At 68.8% G+C, this 16,342-nt stretch carries 13 protein-coding genes; 6 read left to right on the top strand and 7 right to left on the bottom strand.

Going from position 1 to position 16,342, the window contains the following annotated elements; all coding sequences use genetic code 11:
- The first annotated feature begins 111 nt into the window (after nt 1-111).
- The 3 genes from ACFFJD_RS14700 to ACFFJD_RS14690 all read left to right on the top strand — a co-directional run bounded on the left by ACFFJD_RS14700 (nt 112) and on the right by ACFFJD_RS14690 (nt 2,939).
- Entirely contained in the window at nt 112-1,014 is a 903-nt protein-coding gene (locus ACFFJD_RS14700; protein ID WP_382365461.1) for a ParA family protein, read from the top strand.
- A complete protein-coding gene (locus ACFFJD_RS14695) occupies nt 1,011-2,135 on the top strand; it encodes a ParB/RepB/Spo0J family partition protein (RefSeq protein ID WP_382365459.1) in 1,125 nt (374 codons plus the stop codon). Before ACFFJD_RS14700 ends, ACFFJD_RS14695 begins: the two co-directional genes overlap by 4 nt.
- Before the next feature lie 105 nt (nt 2,136-2,240).
- Nucleotides 2,241-2,939, top strand: coding sequence for a hypothetical protein (locus tag ACFFJD_RS14690; protein ID WP_382365457.1), 699 nt, complete (start codon nt 2,241-2,243; stop codon nt 2,937-2,939).
- Nucleotides 2,940-2,966: 27 nt separating this feature from the next.
- Here the strand turns inward: ACFFJD_RS14690 and ACFFJD_RS14685 are convergent, their stop codons facing one another.
- The 3 genes from ACFFJD_RS14685 to trxB all read right to left on the bottom strand — a co-directional run bounded on the left by ACFFJD_RS14685 (nt 2,967) and on the right by trxB (nt 5,513).
- Nucleotides 2,967-4,082, bottom strand: a complete 1,116-nt coding sequence (locus tag ACFFJD_RS14685) for an N-acetylmuramoyl-L-alanine amidase (RefSeq protein ID WP_382365455.1) — start codon at nt 4,080-4,082, stop codon at nt 2,967-2,969.
- 126 nt (nt 4,083-4,208) lie between these two features.
- Nucleotides 4,209-4,544, bottom strand: a complete 336-nt coding sequence (trxA, locus tag ACFFJD_RS14680) for a thioredoxin (RefSeq protein ID WP_382365453.1) — start codon at nt 4,542-4,544, stop codon at nt 4,209-4,211.
- Between the two features lie 27 nt (nt 4,545-4,571).
- Nucleotides 4,572-5,513, bottom strand: coding sequence for a thioredoxin-disulfide reductase (gene trxB, locus ACFFJD_RS14675; RefSeq protein WP_382365451.1), 942 nt, complete (start codon nt 5,511-5,513; stop codon nt 4,572-4,574).
- Nucleotides 5,514-5,627: 114 nt separating this feature from the next.
- On the opposite strand from trxB, the gene ACFFJD_RS14670 reads away from it, so the two are divergent.
- Nucleotides 5,628-5,948: a hypothetical protein gene (locus ACFFJD_RS14670; RefSeq protein ID WP_382365449.1), complete on the top strand. Its 321-nt coding sequence runs from the start codon at nt 5,628-5,630 to the stop codon at nt 5,946-5,948.
- A gap of 67 nt (nt 5,949-6,015) precedes the next feature.
- Here the strand turns inward: ACFFJD_RS14670 and ACFFJD_RS14665 are convergent, their stop codons facing one another.
- Nucleotides 6,016-6,744 (bottom strand): TetR/AcrR family transcriptional regulator, encoded by a 729-nt coding sequence (locus ACFFJD_RS14665; RefSeq protein ID WP_382365447.1) that lies wholly within the window; start codon nt 6,742-6,744, stop codon nt 6,016-6,018.
- A 105-nt stretch (nt 6,745-6,849) separates the two neighbouring features.
- On the opposite strand from ACFFJD_RS14665, the gene ACFFJD_RS14660 reads away from it, so the two are divergent.
- Entirely contained in the window at nt 6,850-7,734 is an 885-nt protein-coding gene (locus tag ACFFJD_RS14660; protein ID WP_382365445.1) for a sterol desaturase family protein, read from the top strand.
- On the opposite strand, the gene murJ is transcribed toward ACFFJD_RS14660, so the two are convergent.
- The 3 genes from murJ to ACFFJD_RS14645 are packed head-to-tail and all read right to left on the bottom strand — an operon-like array spanning nt 7,721 to nt 14,797.
- On the bottom strand, nt 7,721-11,332 hold the full coding sequence (murJ, locus tag ACFFJD_RS14655) for a murein biosynthesis integral membrane protein MurJ (RefSeq protein ID WP_382365443.1): 3,612 nt from the start codon (nt 11,330-11,332) through the stop codon (nt 7,721-7,723). The two genes, ACFFJD_RS14660 and murJ, sit on opposite strands and share 14 nt — an antisense overlap.
- Nucleotides 11,329-13,800, bottom strand: coding sequence for a DUF6049 family protein (locus ACFFJD_RS14650; RefSeq protein ID WP_382365441.1), 2,472 nt, complete (start codon nt 13,798-13,800; stop codon nt 11,329-11,331). The genes murJ and ACFFJD_RS14650 overlap by 4 nt, the downstream gene beginning before the upstream one ends.
- Nucleotides 13,790-14,797, bottom strand: a complete 1,008-nt coding sequence (locus ACFFJD_RS14645; RefSeq protein ID WP_382365439.1) for an NUDIX hydrolase — start codon at nt 14,795-14,797, stop codon at nt 13,790-13,792. The genes ACFFJD_RS14650 and ACFFJD_RS14645 overlap by 11 nt, the downstream gene beginning before the upstream one ends.
- A gap of 71 nt (nt 14,798-14,868) precedes the next feature.
- Between ACFFJD_RS14645 and ACFFJD_RS14640 the strand changes: the two genes are divergently transcribed.
- Nucleotides 14,869-16,338, top strand: a complete 1,470-nt coding sequence (locus ACFFJD_RS14640) for a CCA tRNA nucleotidyltransferase (protein WP_382365437.1) — start codon at nt 14,869-14,871, stop codon at nt 16,336-16,338.
- The last annotated feature ends 4 nt before the right edge of the window (nt 16,339-16,342 follow it).

Genomic DNA, 16,342 nt, shown 5'->3' with positions numbered 1-16,342 from the left:
TTGGTTTCCTTCCGGCGTAAGACGCAGAATAGAGACAACGACCAGAGGGGTGTCGACGTGGCGAACCACAGCAGGAGCGAGTCGCAGGGGGCGGTTTCACGTGGAACACAGTTGTCGAAGGATGCCGCGGCACTGGGCGACACTCCCATCGCCGCCGCCGCGGAGCGAGCCAGTCAGATCCTGACGCCCGGCGGAACCGGTACCCTCCCCCGGCCGGCCACGCGGCGAATCATGACCGTCGCGAACCAGAAGGGTGGCGTCGGCAAGACCACCTCGGCGGTGAACCTGGCGGCGGGACTGGCTCTGCACGGGCTGGGCGTGCTGGTGATCGACCTGGATCCGCAGGGCAACGCGAGCACCGCGCTGGGCATCGATCATCGCAAGCCGGGTATTGCGTCGGTGTACGAGATGCTTCTCGACGATGTGTCGCTGCGGGAGGCGATCCAGCAGTCGCCGTCGAACCCGCGGTTGTTCTGTGTGCCGTCGACGCTCGACCTGGCGGGAGCCGAGATCGAGCTGGTTTCGGTGGTCGCTCGTGAGAGCCGACTGCGCAACGCGTTGGACGACGCCGTGCTCGACGAGCTGGGTATCGACTATGTTCTCATCGACTGCCCGCCGTCCCTGGGCCTGCTCACCGTCAATGCGATGGTGGCGGCCCGGGAGGTGCTGATCCCGATTCAGTGTGAGTACTACGCCCTGGAAGGTGTGGGCCAGCTGCTCCGCAACATCGAACTGATTCAGGCGCATCTGAATCGCGAGCTGCACGTATCCACGATTCTGCTGACCATGTACGACGGCCGGACCAAGCTGGCAGATCAGGTGGCCGCCGAGGTGCGGTCGCACTTCGGCGGCAAGGTGCTGCAGACGATCATTCCGCGGAGCGTGAAGATCTCGGAGGCCCCCGGCTTCGGCATGACGATCATCGACTACGACCCGGGTTCACGTGGCGCCATGAGCTATCTGGACGCCTCGCGGGAGTTGGCCATGCAGGTTCTGAAGGAGAAGGCACAGTGACGCAGCGGGACAATCAGCGGCGAGGCGGGCTCGGGCGAGGCCTGGCGGCCCTGATCCCCACGGGACCGGTCGACACCGGTCCGGCGGCACCGGAGACGGACGACCGCGGCACCACAGCGATGGCCCAGACTCCAGGCGCCCAGACTTCAGCGGCCCCGCACACCAGCGTCCCCAAGAGCGCGGGCCCCAAGGCCAAGCGCCAAGGGATCAACACCACTCGGATGGGCAGTGCCGCCGCGGACGTCCTGCTCGGCGGTGGAGTGCTCCTTGAGCCCGCTCCGACGGTCGACGAGGTGGGTGCGGTGTACCGGGAGATCCCGCCCGGGGAGATCGAGCCCAACCCGGAGCAGCCGCGAACGGTGTTCGACGAGGAGGCCCTGGCCGAACTGGAACACTCGATTCGCGAGTTCGGACTCATGCAGCCGATCGTGGTGCGGGAGCTTCCGGAGGTCACGGCCGAGGGAATCCGATACCAGCTGATCATGGGCGAGCGACGTTGGCGCGCGAGCACCAACGTCGGCCTCGAACGCATCCCGGCCATCGTGCGGGAGACCAGTGACAGCGACATGCTGCGGGATGCGTTGCTGGAGAACATCCATCGCGCACAGCTGAATCCGTTGGAAGAGGCCGCCGCCTACCAACAGTTGCTCGACGAATTCGAGGTGACGCACGAGGAGTTGGCGAACAGACTGGGGCGTTCGCGACCGGTCATCACCAACATGATCCGGTTGCTCAAGCTCCCGATTCCGGTCCAGCGCCGGGTCGCAGCCGGCGTCCTGTCCGCGGGGCATGCGCGTGCACTGCTGGCGCTCGATGCCGGCGCGGAGGCGCAGGAGGCGTTGGCGGCCCGCATCGTGGCCGAGGGGCTGTCGGTCCGGGCCACCGAGGAGGCGGTGACGATCGCCAATCACGACGGTGTGCCGGACTCCCCCACCCCGACCAAGCGTCGGCCGCCGATGCAGATGCCGGGCCTGAAGGACGTGGCCGATCGTCTGGCCGATCGTCTCGACACCAAGGTGACGGTGAGCCTCTCGAAGCGGAAGGGCAAGGTGGTCATCGAGTTCGGCTCGGTGGACGACCTGGAGCGGATCGTGGGAGTGATCGCCGAGCAACAGCAGTAATTTTGGTGCCGCGGAACACCGATACGGCAACCACCCGCGGCCAACGTCACTGTGACAGAAACCGTTTTCGCCCTGCGAAACTGAGACCGAGAGGAGACGGACGCGATGGGGGTCTCCGTCACGCCGATGGAGCTGGAGGGGTTCGATCGGCTCCCGCTCCACACGCGCCGCTGCGTCTTCTGGGAGGTCGACCCGGACGGGGTGACCGATACGCTCGACGACGCCTTCACCGGTTCGCTGGGCGGGTTCGAGAGCGAGTTCGACAAGGAAGCCTGGGTGTCGGGTGTGCTCCTCGAATGGGGCACGTGCTGTCAGATCGCGACCGAGTCGACCACCGGTCGGGTGGTCGGCACCGCGTTCTACGCACCGCCCGGCCGGGTGCCCCGCGGGAAGCGATTCCCCACGGCGCCGGTGAGTGCGGACGCGGTCTTGCTCACCAAGATCACCACGGAACCCGGCTTCGACGAGGCCGCTCCCCTGCTGCTGGACGCGGTGGTGGCCGATGTGGTCGGCCGCGGGGTGCGGGCGATCGAAGCGTTCGGCTACTCGGCGTCCGACGCGGAGCTGGCGAAGGACTTGGTCACTCTGCTGCTCGGCGGCGGGGTGTCCGGCAACGTATGCGACGAGTGTCTGATGTCGACCGACTTCCTGATGGCCTCGGGCTTCGACGTGGTGGCCGAGGATCAGTATCTGCCGCGGCTGCGACTAGACCTTCACGAAGGTCTGGGCTGGAAGAGCCAGGTGGAACAGGCCCTGTCGAAGCTGGTGATCTCCGAGAGCATCTCGCTGCAGGCGGTGCACTGAACTCAGCGCACCGCCTTGCGGCGCAGATCAGTACGAAAGACGTTCTGCCGCAAGCAGATCGGCGAATGTGTACGTCCCCGTGGGGCGGTCGTTCTGGCCCTGGAGGTAGAGCCGCTTGACCGCGACGAGGATCGCCTCGGCGATGGTGTCTCGGAACTCCGGTGAGCTCAGGAGCGCCGCGTCGGAGGGATTGGTGATGTAACCGACGTCCAGCATCACCGTCGGCATCCTGGTGAGCCGCAATAGATTCCAGGTGCGCTCATGCACCCGGCAGTCGCGCAGCTGCGTCCGTGCGACCACTTCGCGCTGGATGTAGCCGGCGAGGTGGCGGCCGATCGTCGAATAGGAGCCGTGGTGGTTGCCGAAGTAGAAGCTCGCGGTGCCGTGCGCCTGATCGTTGCGGTAGCGGCCCAGCCGGAGCGAGATCATCAGGTCCGCGTCGATGACGTTGGCGATGCGCGCCTTGTCGTCGTCGGTCGGTGAGGCCGTGCGGTCGTGCGAGAGCGACGTGGTCATCCCGGCGGCGGCCATACGGCCCTCCAGACGGGCCGCCAGGTCCCAGAGAATGATCTTCTCCGTCTCCCCGGCCTCCACACCGTACGGGTCGATCAGAATGCGTTTGCCGGTCAGCTGCGGCCCGGAATCGCGGACCAGCTCCTCCTGACGGATCGCATGCGGCGAGCCGCCGGTCACGCGTGAACCGAGGCGGTTGAGGGACAGCAGCGTGGCCGGACCGCAGATGCCGTCGGAGGTGAGGCCGTACTCGGCCTGGTACAGCCGGACGGCGTCGTGGGTGGTCTCGGCGAAGATGCCGTCCACCAGACCGTGGTAGTAGCCGAGGTTCTGCAGTCGTCCCTGCAGGGTGGCCACGTCGTCGCCGGACATCGGTGCGGACAGGCGGTAGGTGAGCACACGACTGCCGAGACGGTAGGAGGCTTCCCGAAGCGCGGCGTAGGTGGAACGTCCGACGATGCCGTCGGCCATGAGGCCCCGTTGCTGCTGAAAGGCGCGTACCGCTCGTTCGCAGGCCGCGTCGAACAGGTCCCCCGCGGGATCCGATGCGGCAAGCAGACCTTGTCCGACGAGAATGGCACGGATCTCGGCCACCCCCGAGCCCCTGTCCCCCGGCCGCAACGTCGCCATACAAAACCCGCTTCCCTCATTTGATCTCCGAACACCGGGACCTCAGTCCACAGCGTCCAGGACACCGCTCATTCTCTCAGGTTCCCGACGGCCCCGACAAATGATCCGGCCGAATGCCGTCCGGGGCTAGTCGGTGCCGAGCACCGGCGCCAGCTCGCGGAGGATCGCGGCCTTGGACTTGACGCCGCGCATCGTGGTCACCGCCTTGCCGCCCTGGAACAGGATGAGGCTCGGCACCGCCATGATCTGCAGGTCACGAGCGGTGATCGGATTGGCGTCGACGTCGATCTTGGCGACGGTCAGAGCGTCGCCGTGGTCGCGTGCGATCTCCTCGACCACGGGCGAGAGCATCTTGCACGGGCCGCACCAGGTGGCCCAGAAATCCACCAGGACAGGTTTGTCGGATTCGAGCACCGTGCTCTGGAAGGTGGCATCGGTGACGTCGATCGTGTGGGCGCCCATGGGGTTCTCCTTCGGAGGTCGAGTGATTCAGGACTCGCGGGCGGCGAGCCAGCGTTCTGCGTCGATCGCCGCGCTGCAGCCGCTGCCGGCCGCGGTGATCGCCTGACGGTAGGTGTGGTCCACGAGGTCGCCGCAGGCGAAGACGCCCGGCAGTGCGGTCCGCGTGGAGCGGCCGTCCACCTGGACGTAGCCGTCCTCGTCGAGCTCCACCTGGCCGCGGACGAGTTCGCTGCGCGGGTCGTGGCCGATCGCGACGAACATGCCGGTGGCGGGCAGGGTGCTGGTCTCGCCGGTGCGGGTGTCGGTGATCACGAGCTCCTCCACACCGTTGCCGCCCTTGACCTCAGAGACGGTGGCGTTGGTCAGGAACTCGATCTTCTCGTTGGCGCGTGCCCGCTCGAGCATGATCTTGGAGGCGCGGAACTCGTCGCGGCGGTGCACCAGGGTCACCTTGCGGGCGAATTTGGTGAGGAAGGTGGCCTCTTCCATCGCCGAGTCGCCGCCGCCGACCACGACGATGTCCTGGTCGCGGAAGAAGAAGCCGTCACAGGTAGCGCAGGACGACACACCGCGGCCGAGGAAGTCCTGCTCGCCCACCACGTCGAGGTAGCGGGCGGCTGCGCCCATGGCGAGCACGACCGCGCGCGCCCGGTACACGTCACCGGCGACCTCGACCTCCTTGATCTCGTCTTCCAGGCGCAGGGCGTCGACGTCCTCGGTCCGCAGATCGGCGCCGAACCGCTGTGCCTGCTCGCGCATCTGCTCCATCAGGTCCGGCCCCTGGATGCCTTCGCGGAAACCCGGGAAGTTCTCCACATCGGTGGTGGTCATCAGCGCGCCACCGTACGAAATGCCTTCGAAGACAAGAGGCTTGAGTTCCGCGCGTGCCGCGTAGATCGCGGCGGTATAACCGGCCGGCCCGGATCCGACGATGATCAGGTCGTGGATCGTGTTGTCGGTCTCGGTCATTGGTCCTCCGTGCTGCGGGGTGGATGGGTCGTTTAGCTCAACACCAGCCTAGGTGGTGGTGTTCCCGCGACGGCGAACGAGGTGAGTCCGGGCGGGCAACGGTAGATTCGTGGCATGAACGACGATGCGCCGCTGCGGGCCTGGAAGGCTCGTCGCCCGGTGGGGCGTGGCCTCGCCGGCGGTCAACTGATCCTGACCCGGACCCACATCACCTTCGAGCCCAAGGGGCTCGCCGCCCGCGTGGACGGCTTGCGTTTCTCGGTGGCCACCAAGCATGTGGCGGCGATCGGGACCGCGCCGGGGCAGGGCGGGCGGTTCGCCCGGCGAATCGAGCGCCTGTGCATCACCCTCGGCGACGGTTCGCAGTGGGAGTTCGTCGTCGACGATCTTCCCGAGGTGGTGGCGGCGCTCACCGAGGCCCTGCCCCCGAAATAGGCCCCAGAAACAAGCCCGGAAAACAATCCCCGAAGGAACAGTCGCCGCCGGAACAGTCGCAGCAGCGCTAGACGGCCGCGTCCGGTGCCGGATCTGTCGGGCCGGCGCGGAGGATGTGGTCGTAGGTGGCGACCAGCATCGAGGTGATGACCCGGTGAATGGCTTCCGTGGAGAACAGCTCGGGTCCCGATTCCGGGGTGATCGGGTCCACCTTGGCCATCTGCCAATCGACCAGCAGCTGGGTGATGGCCCCGACCAGTCCGATGGCGGCCAGGCGGCGTTCGGGCGACTGTCGGTCGTTCGGGGCGGTGAAACTGAGGATCAGATCGGCCCAGTCGTGGATGGCGCCGATGCGGAGTCGTTCGAGCGCCGGGCTCACGCCCACCACCTCGATGAAGATGATGCGCGCCCGGCGCGGATCGAAGGTCAGCTGATGCAGGAACGATCCGAAGGTCACATCGGCCAGTCCGGGCATGGCCTCGTCGGGAATCGGCTCGCCAGCCATCACCTCGGGGATCTCCGCGAGATAGGCCAGGGCCGCGGTGGTGATCCCGGTCCGGGCCTCGTCGACGCAATAGCGGTAGACGGCATCGAGCAGGGCTTCGCGCTCGCTGAAGGACTCGTAGAAGTAGCGCTGGGTGAGTCCGGCCTCGTCGCAGATCAATTTCACCGGCACATTCGGGTAGCCCTCGGTGCCGAAGAGCTGCAGGCCGGCCTCGATGAGGGCAGCACGGCGCTGCTTGCGGCGTTGGTCGGCGCTGACGCCCCGGTAGACCCGTTCACTGTCATTCGTCATCGGCGTACATACTATCGACTTTTCCTACGCCAAAACCGAGGTCACTCACTTCTGAACGCAGGTGATGTCAGAATCAGCTGACAATTCGTCGTTACGGAGGACTGAATGCTCGACTTTCTCCCCGAGGCGATGCGGGAACCGACCGTGTTGGCGATCCCCTTCTTCGCCCTCATGCTCGGCCTGGAGCTGTGGGCGGCCGCCAAACTGGAGCACCTCGACGAGGAGTCTCGGCCGCCGAAGGGCTCGTATTCCCGACGTGACACGCAGGCTTCGCTGCTGATGGGCGTGGTGTCCATCGGCACGTCGGCGGTGACCAAGGTGATCGCGTTGCTGGGCTACACGGCGATCTTCGCCTACCTCGCACCGTGGGAGCTGCCGATCTACGCCTGGTACACGTGGGTGATCGGTTTCGTCGCCCTGGACTTCCTCTTCTACTGGCAACACCGCATCGCGCACCGGGTGCGCCTGGTGTGGGCCACGCATCAGGCGCACCACTCCAGCGAGTACTACAACTTCGCGACGGCGCTGCGGCAGAAGTGGAACAACTCGATGAGCATGATCATGTGGCTGCCGCTCCCCCTGCTCGGGATTCCGCCGGCCGTGGTCTTCGCGGTCTACTCGCTCAATCTGATCTACCAATTCGGTGTGCACACCGAACGGGTGGATCGACTGTGGCGGCCCGTGGAGTTCGTCCTTAACACGCCCTCGCACCATCGGGTCCATCACGGCAGCGACCCGGAGTACCTGGACCGCAACTACGGCGGAGTCTTCATCCTCTGGGATCGGATGTTCGGCAGCTTCGCGCGCGAGAGCTTCCGGCCGACGTACGGCCTCACCACGCCGGTCGGCACCTACAACATCGTCACGCTGCAGACGCACGAATACCTCAGCCTGGCGCGCGACGTGGCCGGCGCCGATCGTCTGCGCGACAAGCTGGGCTACGTGTTCGGTCCGCCCGGGTGGGCGCCGCGCACCCTCACGGACCGGTGAACGAGACCTTCTCGATGATCGCCTGATACAGCCCGTCGTCGTTCTCGGCCAGCGAGGTGATCCAGATCAGCAGGTAACCGGCCTTCGCGGGGGCGTCCAGCGTCAACGTGGTGCGCGACTTGCCGACGGTGCCGCTCCCGACCACGGAGGTGGCGTTCAACGACGGTTTCGCCTTGTCGGAGGTCCGGATCTCCACGGTGAATCCGGGGGTCGGGGTGGCCACGGTGAGCTGGGAGACGGTGGCGCCCTGCGGCAACCGGAACATCAGCCCGAGGCCCTTCTTCAGCCCGCCGTACTGGGCGACGCCGCGGTACTGGGAGGTCTTCCACGGCGGTGCGGCCCCGGTCAACACGTGGCTAACGTTCGCGGCCGCCGTCGTATCCGCTTCGCCCTCGGGATCGAAAACGGTGACCCCGCGCGGCGTCACCGCAGCGGCTTCGCCGGTGGTGGCGGGCGCGCTGTTGGTGTTGTCCGGCAGGAACGCCTCGAGGTCGTTGGGGTCGTCGCCGCTGAACGCATTGGTGAGCCACAGCACCAGGGCGACCACGACGAACAGCACGAACAGCCCGGCGCCGATCAGCAGCGCGCCGTTGCGCTTGCCCGCTTCGCCCTCGCCGAGCAACCGTTCCTTGCGGGACCGGCTCAACGGCGCCACCGACACCGGTGTGCGGTCGTCGGGGATGCGCGGAATCACGTCGGTGGCCAGGTCCACCACCGTCGCCTGATCGAGGATGTGCTGGACGGTGCCCGCGGTCCGGATACCGGCGCCGCCCTCCAGTGCGCGCGTGGCCACCGCGGAGATCTCGAACGGGATCTCCGGGCGCACCCGCACCGGGGGAACCGGACGGTCGGCGTCGCCTGCGGGGTCCGGGTCGGCCGCCGCGAGGCCGCCGACAGGCCCGCTGTCGTGCGCGGTGGTGATGACGGTGCGGCCGGTGTCGCCGTCCAGCGGCCACCGATTCAGCAGGAGCGCGTACAGGACCGCACCCAGTCCCCGCACGTCGGAGGCCCGGTCGTCGTCGGACAGGACGGCCGGGAAGGCGAGCACGGCGTCGCCGTCGACGCTGATGCGGATGCGGTCCGGGTGATCGATGGACAGCGCGGCCCCGGCCCGGTGCGCGGCCTCGGCGCCGGCGGCCAGACTGCGCACGGCGCGGGCGGCGCCGGTGGCCGACGGTGCGGCCTGCGCGGCCTCCGCCAGCGTCGACCCCGGGATCCACTCGGTCACCACGATGCCGCCGGAGGCACCCCGGACCACGTCGAGCACGCGGGCCACCCCGGCGGTGTGCAGTTGGCCCAGGCGGCGGGTGCGGTTCAGGATGGCCTGCGGCCCGTCGGGTTGGGTGTCGCGATCCTCCGGACGATACGGCGGTGCGATCTGATCGGGGTCGACGAAGGTCAGACCCACCTCGCGGTCGAGCTGGCTGTCTTGCGCATGCCAGAACTGCAGGCCGCGGGTGCCGCCCTGGTGTTCGAGGAGTCGGTACCGTCCGCCAGCGACCGCCGCACCCGGAACCAGGCGCGGGCCGCGCGGCTGCGGGGCTGCCGGAGGCGTGTGGGTCATCGGGGGTCGTCCTCGTGCAGGCGCAGCCGGAGGCTTGCGGAAGGTGGTGCGCGTCGTCATCTGCGACGGCAAGGGCTGGCTGGGATCGGCGCCGATGCGCGGCAGGACGGTGGTCTCCCCGGCGGCACCACCGCTGGTCACCGCGTACTCCTGCCAGCTGGCCGAGCCGCGATCGAACCGTCGCCGAACCTCTACTTGACCAGAGTACGGGAGAGCTTCGTCGGGATTGATGCGCGGGAACTGCACGGTCATCGTGGTGGATTCGCGCGGTTCGGTCCCGTCGGTGTCCGACGGAGCCGACGGTGCCAGCGCCGGAACGAACCGGCCGACGAGCCGCATCACGGTGTCGCTGATGGTCACCATGTCCGGGATGCGCAGGGCCACCAGGAACAGGTAGGTGACCGCCAGCACCACGACGCCGGTGATGGCGAGGTAGGCGATCGAGCCGATCTTGCCGGTCTGCGTGGCCATCTCCGAGAAACGCGTCAGGTGCGCGACCGCCCAGACCGCTCCGGTCACCACCAGCGACACGGCGAAGGTGAGCGCCGTGGTCCGGGCCACGTGCCGCATCTTGGCGTTGCCCAGCCTCCGGTACAGCAGGTAGTGGCCGACGAGGGCGCCGACCAGGTAGCCCAGGCCGTTGGAGAAGGCCAGCCAGCGCACCACCAGCTCGGGATCGGAGAACAGCACGGGCCCGAGGAACGACGCCGCCACCTTGACGATCGTGATGCCCAGCACCATCAGCGTCGGAGTCCAGGCGTCCTCGCGGGCGTAGAACACGCGCAGCTGCACCAGCGTCATCGCATACGGGATGAGGGTGAAGGCGCCCCACGCGAGGACCGAGCCGAGCTGGGCGGCCTGGCCCTCGTCGAAGCGACCGAAGTTGAAGATGGCCACGCCGAGGGCGGGGCCGAAGAAGGTCATGTAGACCACGGTCGGGACCAGCGCGAGCATGGTGAGCCGGGTGGCCAACGACATGTCGTCGATCACCGCGCCGGTGTCGTCGGCCGCGGCGTTGCGCGAGAGCCGCGGCATGATCGCGGTCAGAATGGTGACGCCCAGGACGCCGTAGGGCAGCTGCAGCAGCTGCCAGTGGGTGGCGTAGACGGAGATGCCGGAGTCGGTGGCCGCGGCCGCCAAGCGGTAGGTGATCACCAGTCCGACCTGCAGGATCAGGACGTAGGCGATGATCGCGACGGCCATCCCGCCGAAGCGCCGCAGCCGGGCGTCGATCCCCCACTGCAGGCGGAGCTGGATGCCGGCGCGCTTGAGGTAGGGCAGCAGGATGCCGGCCTGCAGCACCACGCCGACGGTGGTGCCGACGCCGAGCACCAGCAGCTTCGGATCGCTCATCCGCACCGGGTTGAGGCTGATCTCACCGGGCATCACGAAGAACAGCACGAGGGTGGCGATCTGGACGATGTTGTTCAACACCGGGGCCCAGGCGCCCGGCTTGAACACGTTCTTCATGTTCAAGATCGCCATGAACAGGGCCGACAGCCCGTAGAACAGGATGGCCGGAAGCAGCAGATAGGCCAATGCCGTGGTCAGCGGCCTGTCGACCTTGCCGTCGCCGACGTTCAGGTAGGTCAACAGCGGAGCCGCGACGACGGCGATCACCGTCGCCGCACCGAGGATCACCACGGTGAGCGTGTAGATCCGGTTGATGAAGCCCGCGCCGCCGTCGTCGTCCTCCATCTCCGCGCGCACCAGCACGGGGATCACGATGGCGGTCAACACCGCGCCCAGGACCACCTCGGCGATCATGTTCGGCAGCACGTACGCGGCCTGGAAGGCCGACGACAGCGCGCCGCCGAGCAGGGCCAGGACCAGGACGGTGCGGATGAAACCGGTGATGCGGCTGACCAGCGTCGCCACGGCGATGGAACCGCCGGTGCGCATCACCGAGGCGTCGGAGTCGTCCGCCTGTCGCTGGGCGACGGCGTTCTCGGCGAGCATCTCGGTGCTCGCGAGGGCGTGCGGTTCGGCCGACTGGGCCTGGGGCCGCGGCTGGGGGTCGCGATCGGAACTCATACGTCGTTCTCCCGGTCGCCGGCGGGTGGTTGCGGTGGCGCCTCGGGATTCTCGCGGGCGCGCTCGACGCGCTCGGCGTAGGGCGCCGAGGCGAGCCGGAGCGAGTCGGCGTCCGGCTCCGGCCGGTCCTCGTCGGCCGGATCCGGCTTGCCGCGGAACCGATGCCAGAGGCGTCGGGCGGTGAGCAGGACGAGCAGGACGCCGGCGACGATGGTGATCCAGAACAGCGGCTTGCCGTAGGCGTTGGAGTAGATCGACAGCGAGATCGGCTCACTGAGCGGGACGCCGGTGGAGGTGAGCATCGAGATCTCGACGGTCGCCCGTTCCGAGGTGGAGGCCCGGGTGGGGATCTGGATCTGGCGGGTGCCCATCGGCGGAATCTCCTGGACGCCCACGTCGCCGACGTTGAGCGCGTCGGGCGCCTGGATGTCCATCCGCACGCGGACCGGCAGGGCCAGATCGTTCCGCACGATCAACAGCAGCGGGCTGCGCTCGGAGGCCAGGGTGTACCGGCCTCCGGGGTCCAGCAGCGCCACGGACTGCTTCATACGGTCCAGTGTGGCGGTGACCGCGTTGATTCGCAGGGAGCGCAACGCGCGCGTCTGCGCCAGGGTCTGCGATTGCGGCGTGGCGACGGCGCGGAGCGCGTCCTCGCGCAGCGGCGCCAGGTACGACTGCGGGGTGGCGACGAGGTTCGGCGACTTCACCAGGGAACCCTCGAGTGCGCCGCTGAGTGTGAGATTCTCGCGGACCGCCGCCGCATCGGCGGCACTGATCGGGAAGCCCTGGGCCACCAGGGGTTCGACGTCGCCGGGCGTCACCAGCCGGGTGTCGGTCGACGCGGCGGGCAGCTGCGCGGTCAGCTCGCGCAGACCCAGCGGCTCGGCGGTCCCGGAGGCCAGCAGCAGGTCGGCGGCGTTGAGCAGGCCCAGAGCGTCGTCGACGGTCGGCGACCAATACGTGGGCGGCATCACGAAGGCACTGCGACCGGTCACCGAATCGGCCGCGTCGTCGGTGGGCGTGTCGGGGACCGCGAGCATGGGGAACGCCAGTGCCGCGACCGCCGCCTGGCGGCGGCTCACCGGCGATTCGTCGTCGAGGGTGGGCTGCTGCCAGCTCGGCAGGATCGACGGCACGACCGGCTGCGTGCCGACGGCGCCGAGCGCGGCGGTGATGGGGAGGTCGTAGGTCTGCAGGGCGACCGGTCCGGAGCGGTAGCGGCCGGACGCGGTGAGGCGTTCGGGCTCCACCGCCGACGACGCGACCGCCGCCTGCTGGTTGTGGGCGGCCAGCACGTCGCGGCCGGAGGCGGACAGGGTGCCGACCGCGGGGATGGTGACACCGCGCAGCGATTCGACCCCCAGGAGGGCGTCGACGATGTCGGAGGCGCCGGTGACGGCCGTGGTCGCCAGGTGTTCGTCGCCGATCGTCGCCAGCGAATCCAGACCGGCCTGGGCGAAGGGCAGTGCGGTGATGCACAACTCCTCGGCGAGGGTCCGCAGTTTGGCCATCCAGGCCTCCGCGGCCTCCCGGCCGGTGCCCGGCTTGGTGCTCGAGGTGGGATTGGCCGGATCGCTGCTGACCTCGTAGCCCAACGTCATTCCGTGCACGGTGACCAGCAGGTCGGGGTCGACGGCGACGCACAGGCCGGCCGCCACCCGGGGGTCGAGTCCGTCGGCGGCCTTCTCCAGGGCCTCCAACTGGGCGCCGAGACGACCCTCGGGGGCCAGGGAACCGGCGAGCTGATCGCTGATCAGTCGCACCGGCTCGGTGCCGCCGCCGAGGATCCCCGGCGCCAGTTGCGGGGGTGCGGCCAACGGCCAGATGAGGGTGAGGGCCGCGGGGGCGGAGGTGTCCGGGGCCACCGAACCGTCGCGCCCCAGCCGCGAGTCGCCATCGCCGACGGCACCGGTGAAGGCGGCGGCGCGGCGGGCGTTCGCGGGCAGGGACACCACGGGCAGCTGGGTGCGCGACTGGGCCACCTGCACCGTTCCCCCGGATTCGGGTACCCCCGAGGCGCTGAGCTGCAGCGGATAGACGCCGGTGGTGTCGATCTGCAGGCCGTTCGGGGCGCTCAGCGGGGCACTGAGTTCGAACTCGGTGCTCTGCCCGGGCGCCAGGGTGTCCTCGAGCGTCAGCGGTGCGCTGAGCACGGAGTAGTTCGTCGACGGCGCCATCAGCGACGTGCGCAACGCGACGGCCGTGGCGACCCGCGCGCCGCGTTGCAGGCGGATCTGCAGGTTGCTGATGGGTCGGTCGAAGGTGTTGGTGAGGCGGCCGCGGACGCGCACCTCGTCCTCGCCGACGCTGGTCACGGTCGACGGGGTGATTTCGGTGATGGTCAGCGTCGCATATCGCGGGTCGACGGCGTGGGCGGGCGCCGCGGCGAAGGGGGCGACCGACAGACCGAGGATCAGCAACGTGCTCGCGAGGAGGGCGGCGAAGCACCGCACGCGGTCAGCCGGCACCGTCGGTACGATTCCCGGCTCCCCCGCGTCGCGGTCGACGGCGTCGCCGCCGGGGCTTGGCCGGCGGCTCGTTGCGGCGCTGGTTGCGGGCTGCGGCGGCTTTCTCATAGTCGTTCGGCTCGGTGCGGTTGGCCTCGGCTTCGGACTGCGCCAACCGGGCCGGATCGTCCCGGAGTTCGGCGATGACCGTCTCGGCGGTTCGAGCGAGCCGTCGTTCGTCAGAATACGTGAGCCGTCGGGGCAACTCGCGCAGCGGCACCCAGGCCACGGCGCTGACCTCGTAGTCGCCGTCGCACAGTTCGCCCCCCGTGTACCGCAGCAGGTAGTGGTGCACGGTCTTGTGGATGCGGCGGCCTTCGCTGACGAACCAGTAGTCGATCTTGCCCAGGGTCGCCACGATGGTGCCGTTGACACCGGTCTCTTCGGCGATCTCCCGGATGGCCGTGGTCTCGGCGGTCTCCCCGGTCTCGATGTGCCCCTTGGGCAGCGACCACATCATTCGACCGCGCCGATCGATGCGGCCGATCAGTACCGCCTTGACCTGGTCGAAGGATTCGTCGATGTTCGACAGGACCAGGCCGCCGGCGGAGGTCTCCCGGACGGTGCGCAGGCGCTGCCCGGACTGGCCGGACTGCCCGGCGCCGGCCGGGGTCTGTCCACGCTGGTTACGACTCGCGGTCTTGGCGACCGGCCGCGGCGCGGTGCTGGGTCGACGCCGGGTTCGCGGCATCGCGGCCAGATCCGAGGGCTTGGGTCCGGCGGGCGGAGCGGACGGCTCCTCGCCGTGGGTGTTCGGCGGGGCGGCCGCGGCCTTGTCCCCGCCGGCAGCGGTGGTCGCTGCGGGGGTCGCCGCGGCCTGTTGACCATTGCCTTTACCGCGACGACGGCCACGGCGTCGGCCCCGCCGCTTGGACTTGGGCCGCGGGGATTGTCCGTCGGCTGCGGCCGGACCGTCGTTCACGACGTCCGGTCGGCTCACCGACGACTCAGCAGACACACCACGACTCTATCCGCTCGTTACCCACCGTTAGCTCAAGCAACCCTGCAGGCTCGGTAGGCTGGCATGTCATGACCGAAAGTGCCCCCGCGGATGCCGCGGTGATCGCGGCCCGGGCGGAGCGACGGGCCCGGTTGCTCGCGGCCGCCGCGATCACCCTGCGCGACCTGAGCGACGTGCTCACGCCCCTCGCGCAGCGGTTCGCCGCGCGTGGCCACGAGTTGTATCTGGTGGGCGGCAGTGTCCGCGATGCGGTCCTCGGACGGCTGGGCGAGGACCTCGACTTCACCACCGACGCGCGCCCCGAGGTGATCGTGGAGATCCTCGACGCGTGGGCCGACGTGACCTGGAAGACCGGTATCGACTTCGGCACCGTCAGCGGCGCCAAGGGTGACCACACCATCGAGATCACCACCTACCGCGCCGACGTCTACGACCGGGTGAGCCGGAATCCCACGGTCACCTTCGGCGACACCCTGGACGGCGACCTGATCCGCCGCGACTTCCGGATCAACGCCATGGCCGTGCGGATCGACGCCGACGGCAACCAGGAGTTCGTCGATCCGCTGGGCGGCATCGACGACCTGCTGGCCGGCGTCATCGACACGCCGGCGGCGCCGGAGGACTCGTTCAACGACGATCCCCTGCGCATGCTCCGCGGGCTCCGCTTCGTCTCCCAGCTCGGTTTCGCTCTGACTCCGCGGACCCTGGCCGCGATCGAGCAGCTGGCCGGCGAGATCGATCGCATCACCGTCGAGCGGATCGCGGTGGAGCTGGACAAGATGATCTGCGGTGAGCATCCGATCGAGGCGATCGAGCTGCTGGTGCAGACGGGGCTGGCGGACCGGATCCTGCCGGAGATCCCCGGCATGCAGCTCACCATCGACGAGCACCACCAGCACAAGGACGTCTATCAGCATTCGTTGACGGTGCTGCGGCAGGCGATCGAACTCGAGGACGCGGGGCCGGACCCCATCCTGCGCTGGGCGGCGCTGCTGCACGACATCGGCAAGCCCGCCACCCGCAAGCACGAGGACGCCGGTGGGGTGAGCTTCCATCACCACGAGGTGGTGGGCGCCAAGATGGTGCGCAAGCGGCTGCGCGCGCTCAAGTACCCCAAGGCGACCGTCGACGACATCGCCCAGCTGGTGTTCCTGCACCTGCGATTCCACGGCTACGGCGAGGGCAAGTGGACCGATTCGGCGGTCCGGCGCTACGTGACCGACGCCGGTCCGCTGCTGGAACGACTGCACAAGTTGGTGCGCGCCGACTGCACCACGCGCAACCGCCGCCGCGCGCGGCGTCTGCAGGAGACCTACGACGACCTCGAGCGCCGCATCGCCGTATTGCAGGAGGCCGAGGACCTGAATCGGGTGCGCCCGGACCTCGACGGCAACGCCATCATGGAGATCCTCGATCTGCCTCCCGGCCCGGAAGTGGGGCAGGCGTGGCGCTTTTTGAAGGAGTTGCGACTGGACGCGGGACCGCTGTCCCGCGAGGAGGCCGAGGCGGCATTACGCCAATGGTGGTCGCACCGGTAGATTT

The sequence above is a fragment of the Gordonia phosphorivorans genome (assembly GCF_042432625.1).
GTDB lineage: Bacteria > Actinomycetota > Actinomycetes > Mycobacteriales > Mycobacteriaceae > Gordonia > Gordonia phosphorivorans.
This window is presented reverse-complemented; position numbering and strand designations above follow the sequence as displayed.

Excerpts from the sequence above, each read along its gene's own strand:
- ACFFJD_RS14640 (WP_382365437.1), top strand. The coding sequence starts at position 14,869 with ATGACCGAAAGTGCCCCCGCGGATGCCGCGGTGATCGCGGCCCGGGCG.
- murJ (WP_382365443.1), bottom strand. The coding sequence starts at position 11,332 with ATGAGTTCCGATCGCGACCCCCAGCCGCGGCCCCAGGCCCAGTCGGCC.
- ACFFJD_RS14665 (WP_382365447.1), bottom strand. The coding sequence starts at position 6,744 with ATGACGAATGACAGTGAACGGGTCTACCGGGGCGTCAGCGCCGACCAA.
- ACFFJD_RS14670 (WP_382365449.1), top strand. The coding sequence starts at position 5,628 with ATGAACGACGATGCGCCGCTGCGGGCCTGGAAGGCTCGTCGCCCGGTG.
- trxA (WP_382365453.1), bottom strand. The coding sequence starts at position 4,544 with ATGGGCGCCCACACGATCGACGTCACCGATGCCACCTTCCAGAGCACG.
- ACFFJD_RS14660 (WP_382365445.1), top strand. The coding sequence starts at position 6,850 with ATGCTCGACTTTCTCCCCGAGGCGATGCGGGAACCGACCGTGTTGGCG.
- trxB (WP_382365451.1), bottom strand. The coding sequence starts at position 5,513 with ATGACCGAGACCGACAACACGATCCACGACCTGATCATCGTCGGATCC.
- ACFFJD_RS14690 (WP_382365457.1), top strand. The coding sequence starts at position 2,241 with ATGGGGGTCTCCGTCACGCCGATGGAGCTGGAGGGGTTCGATCGGCTC.
- ACFFJD_RS14685 (WP_382365455.1), bottom strand. The coding sequence starts at position 4,082 with ATGGCGACGTTGCGGCCGGGGGACAGGGGCTCGGGGGTGGCCGAGATC.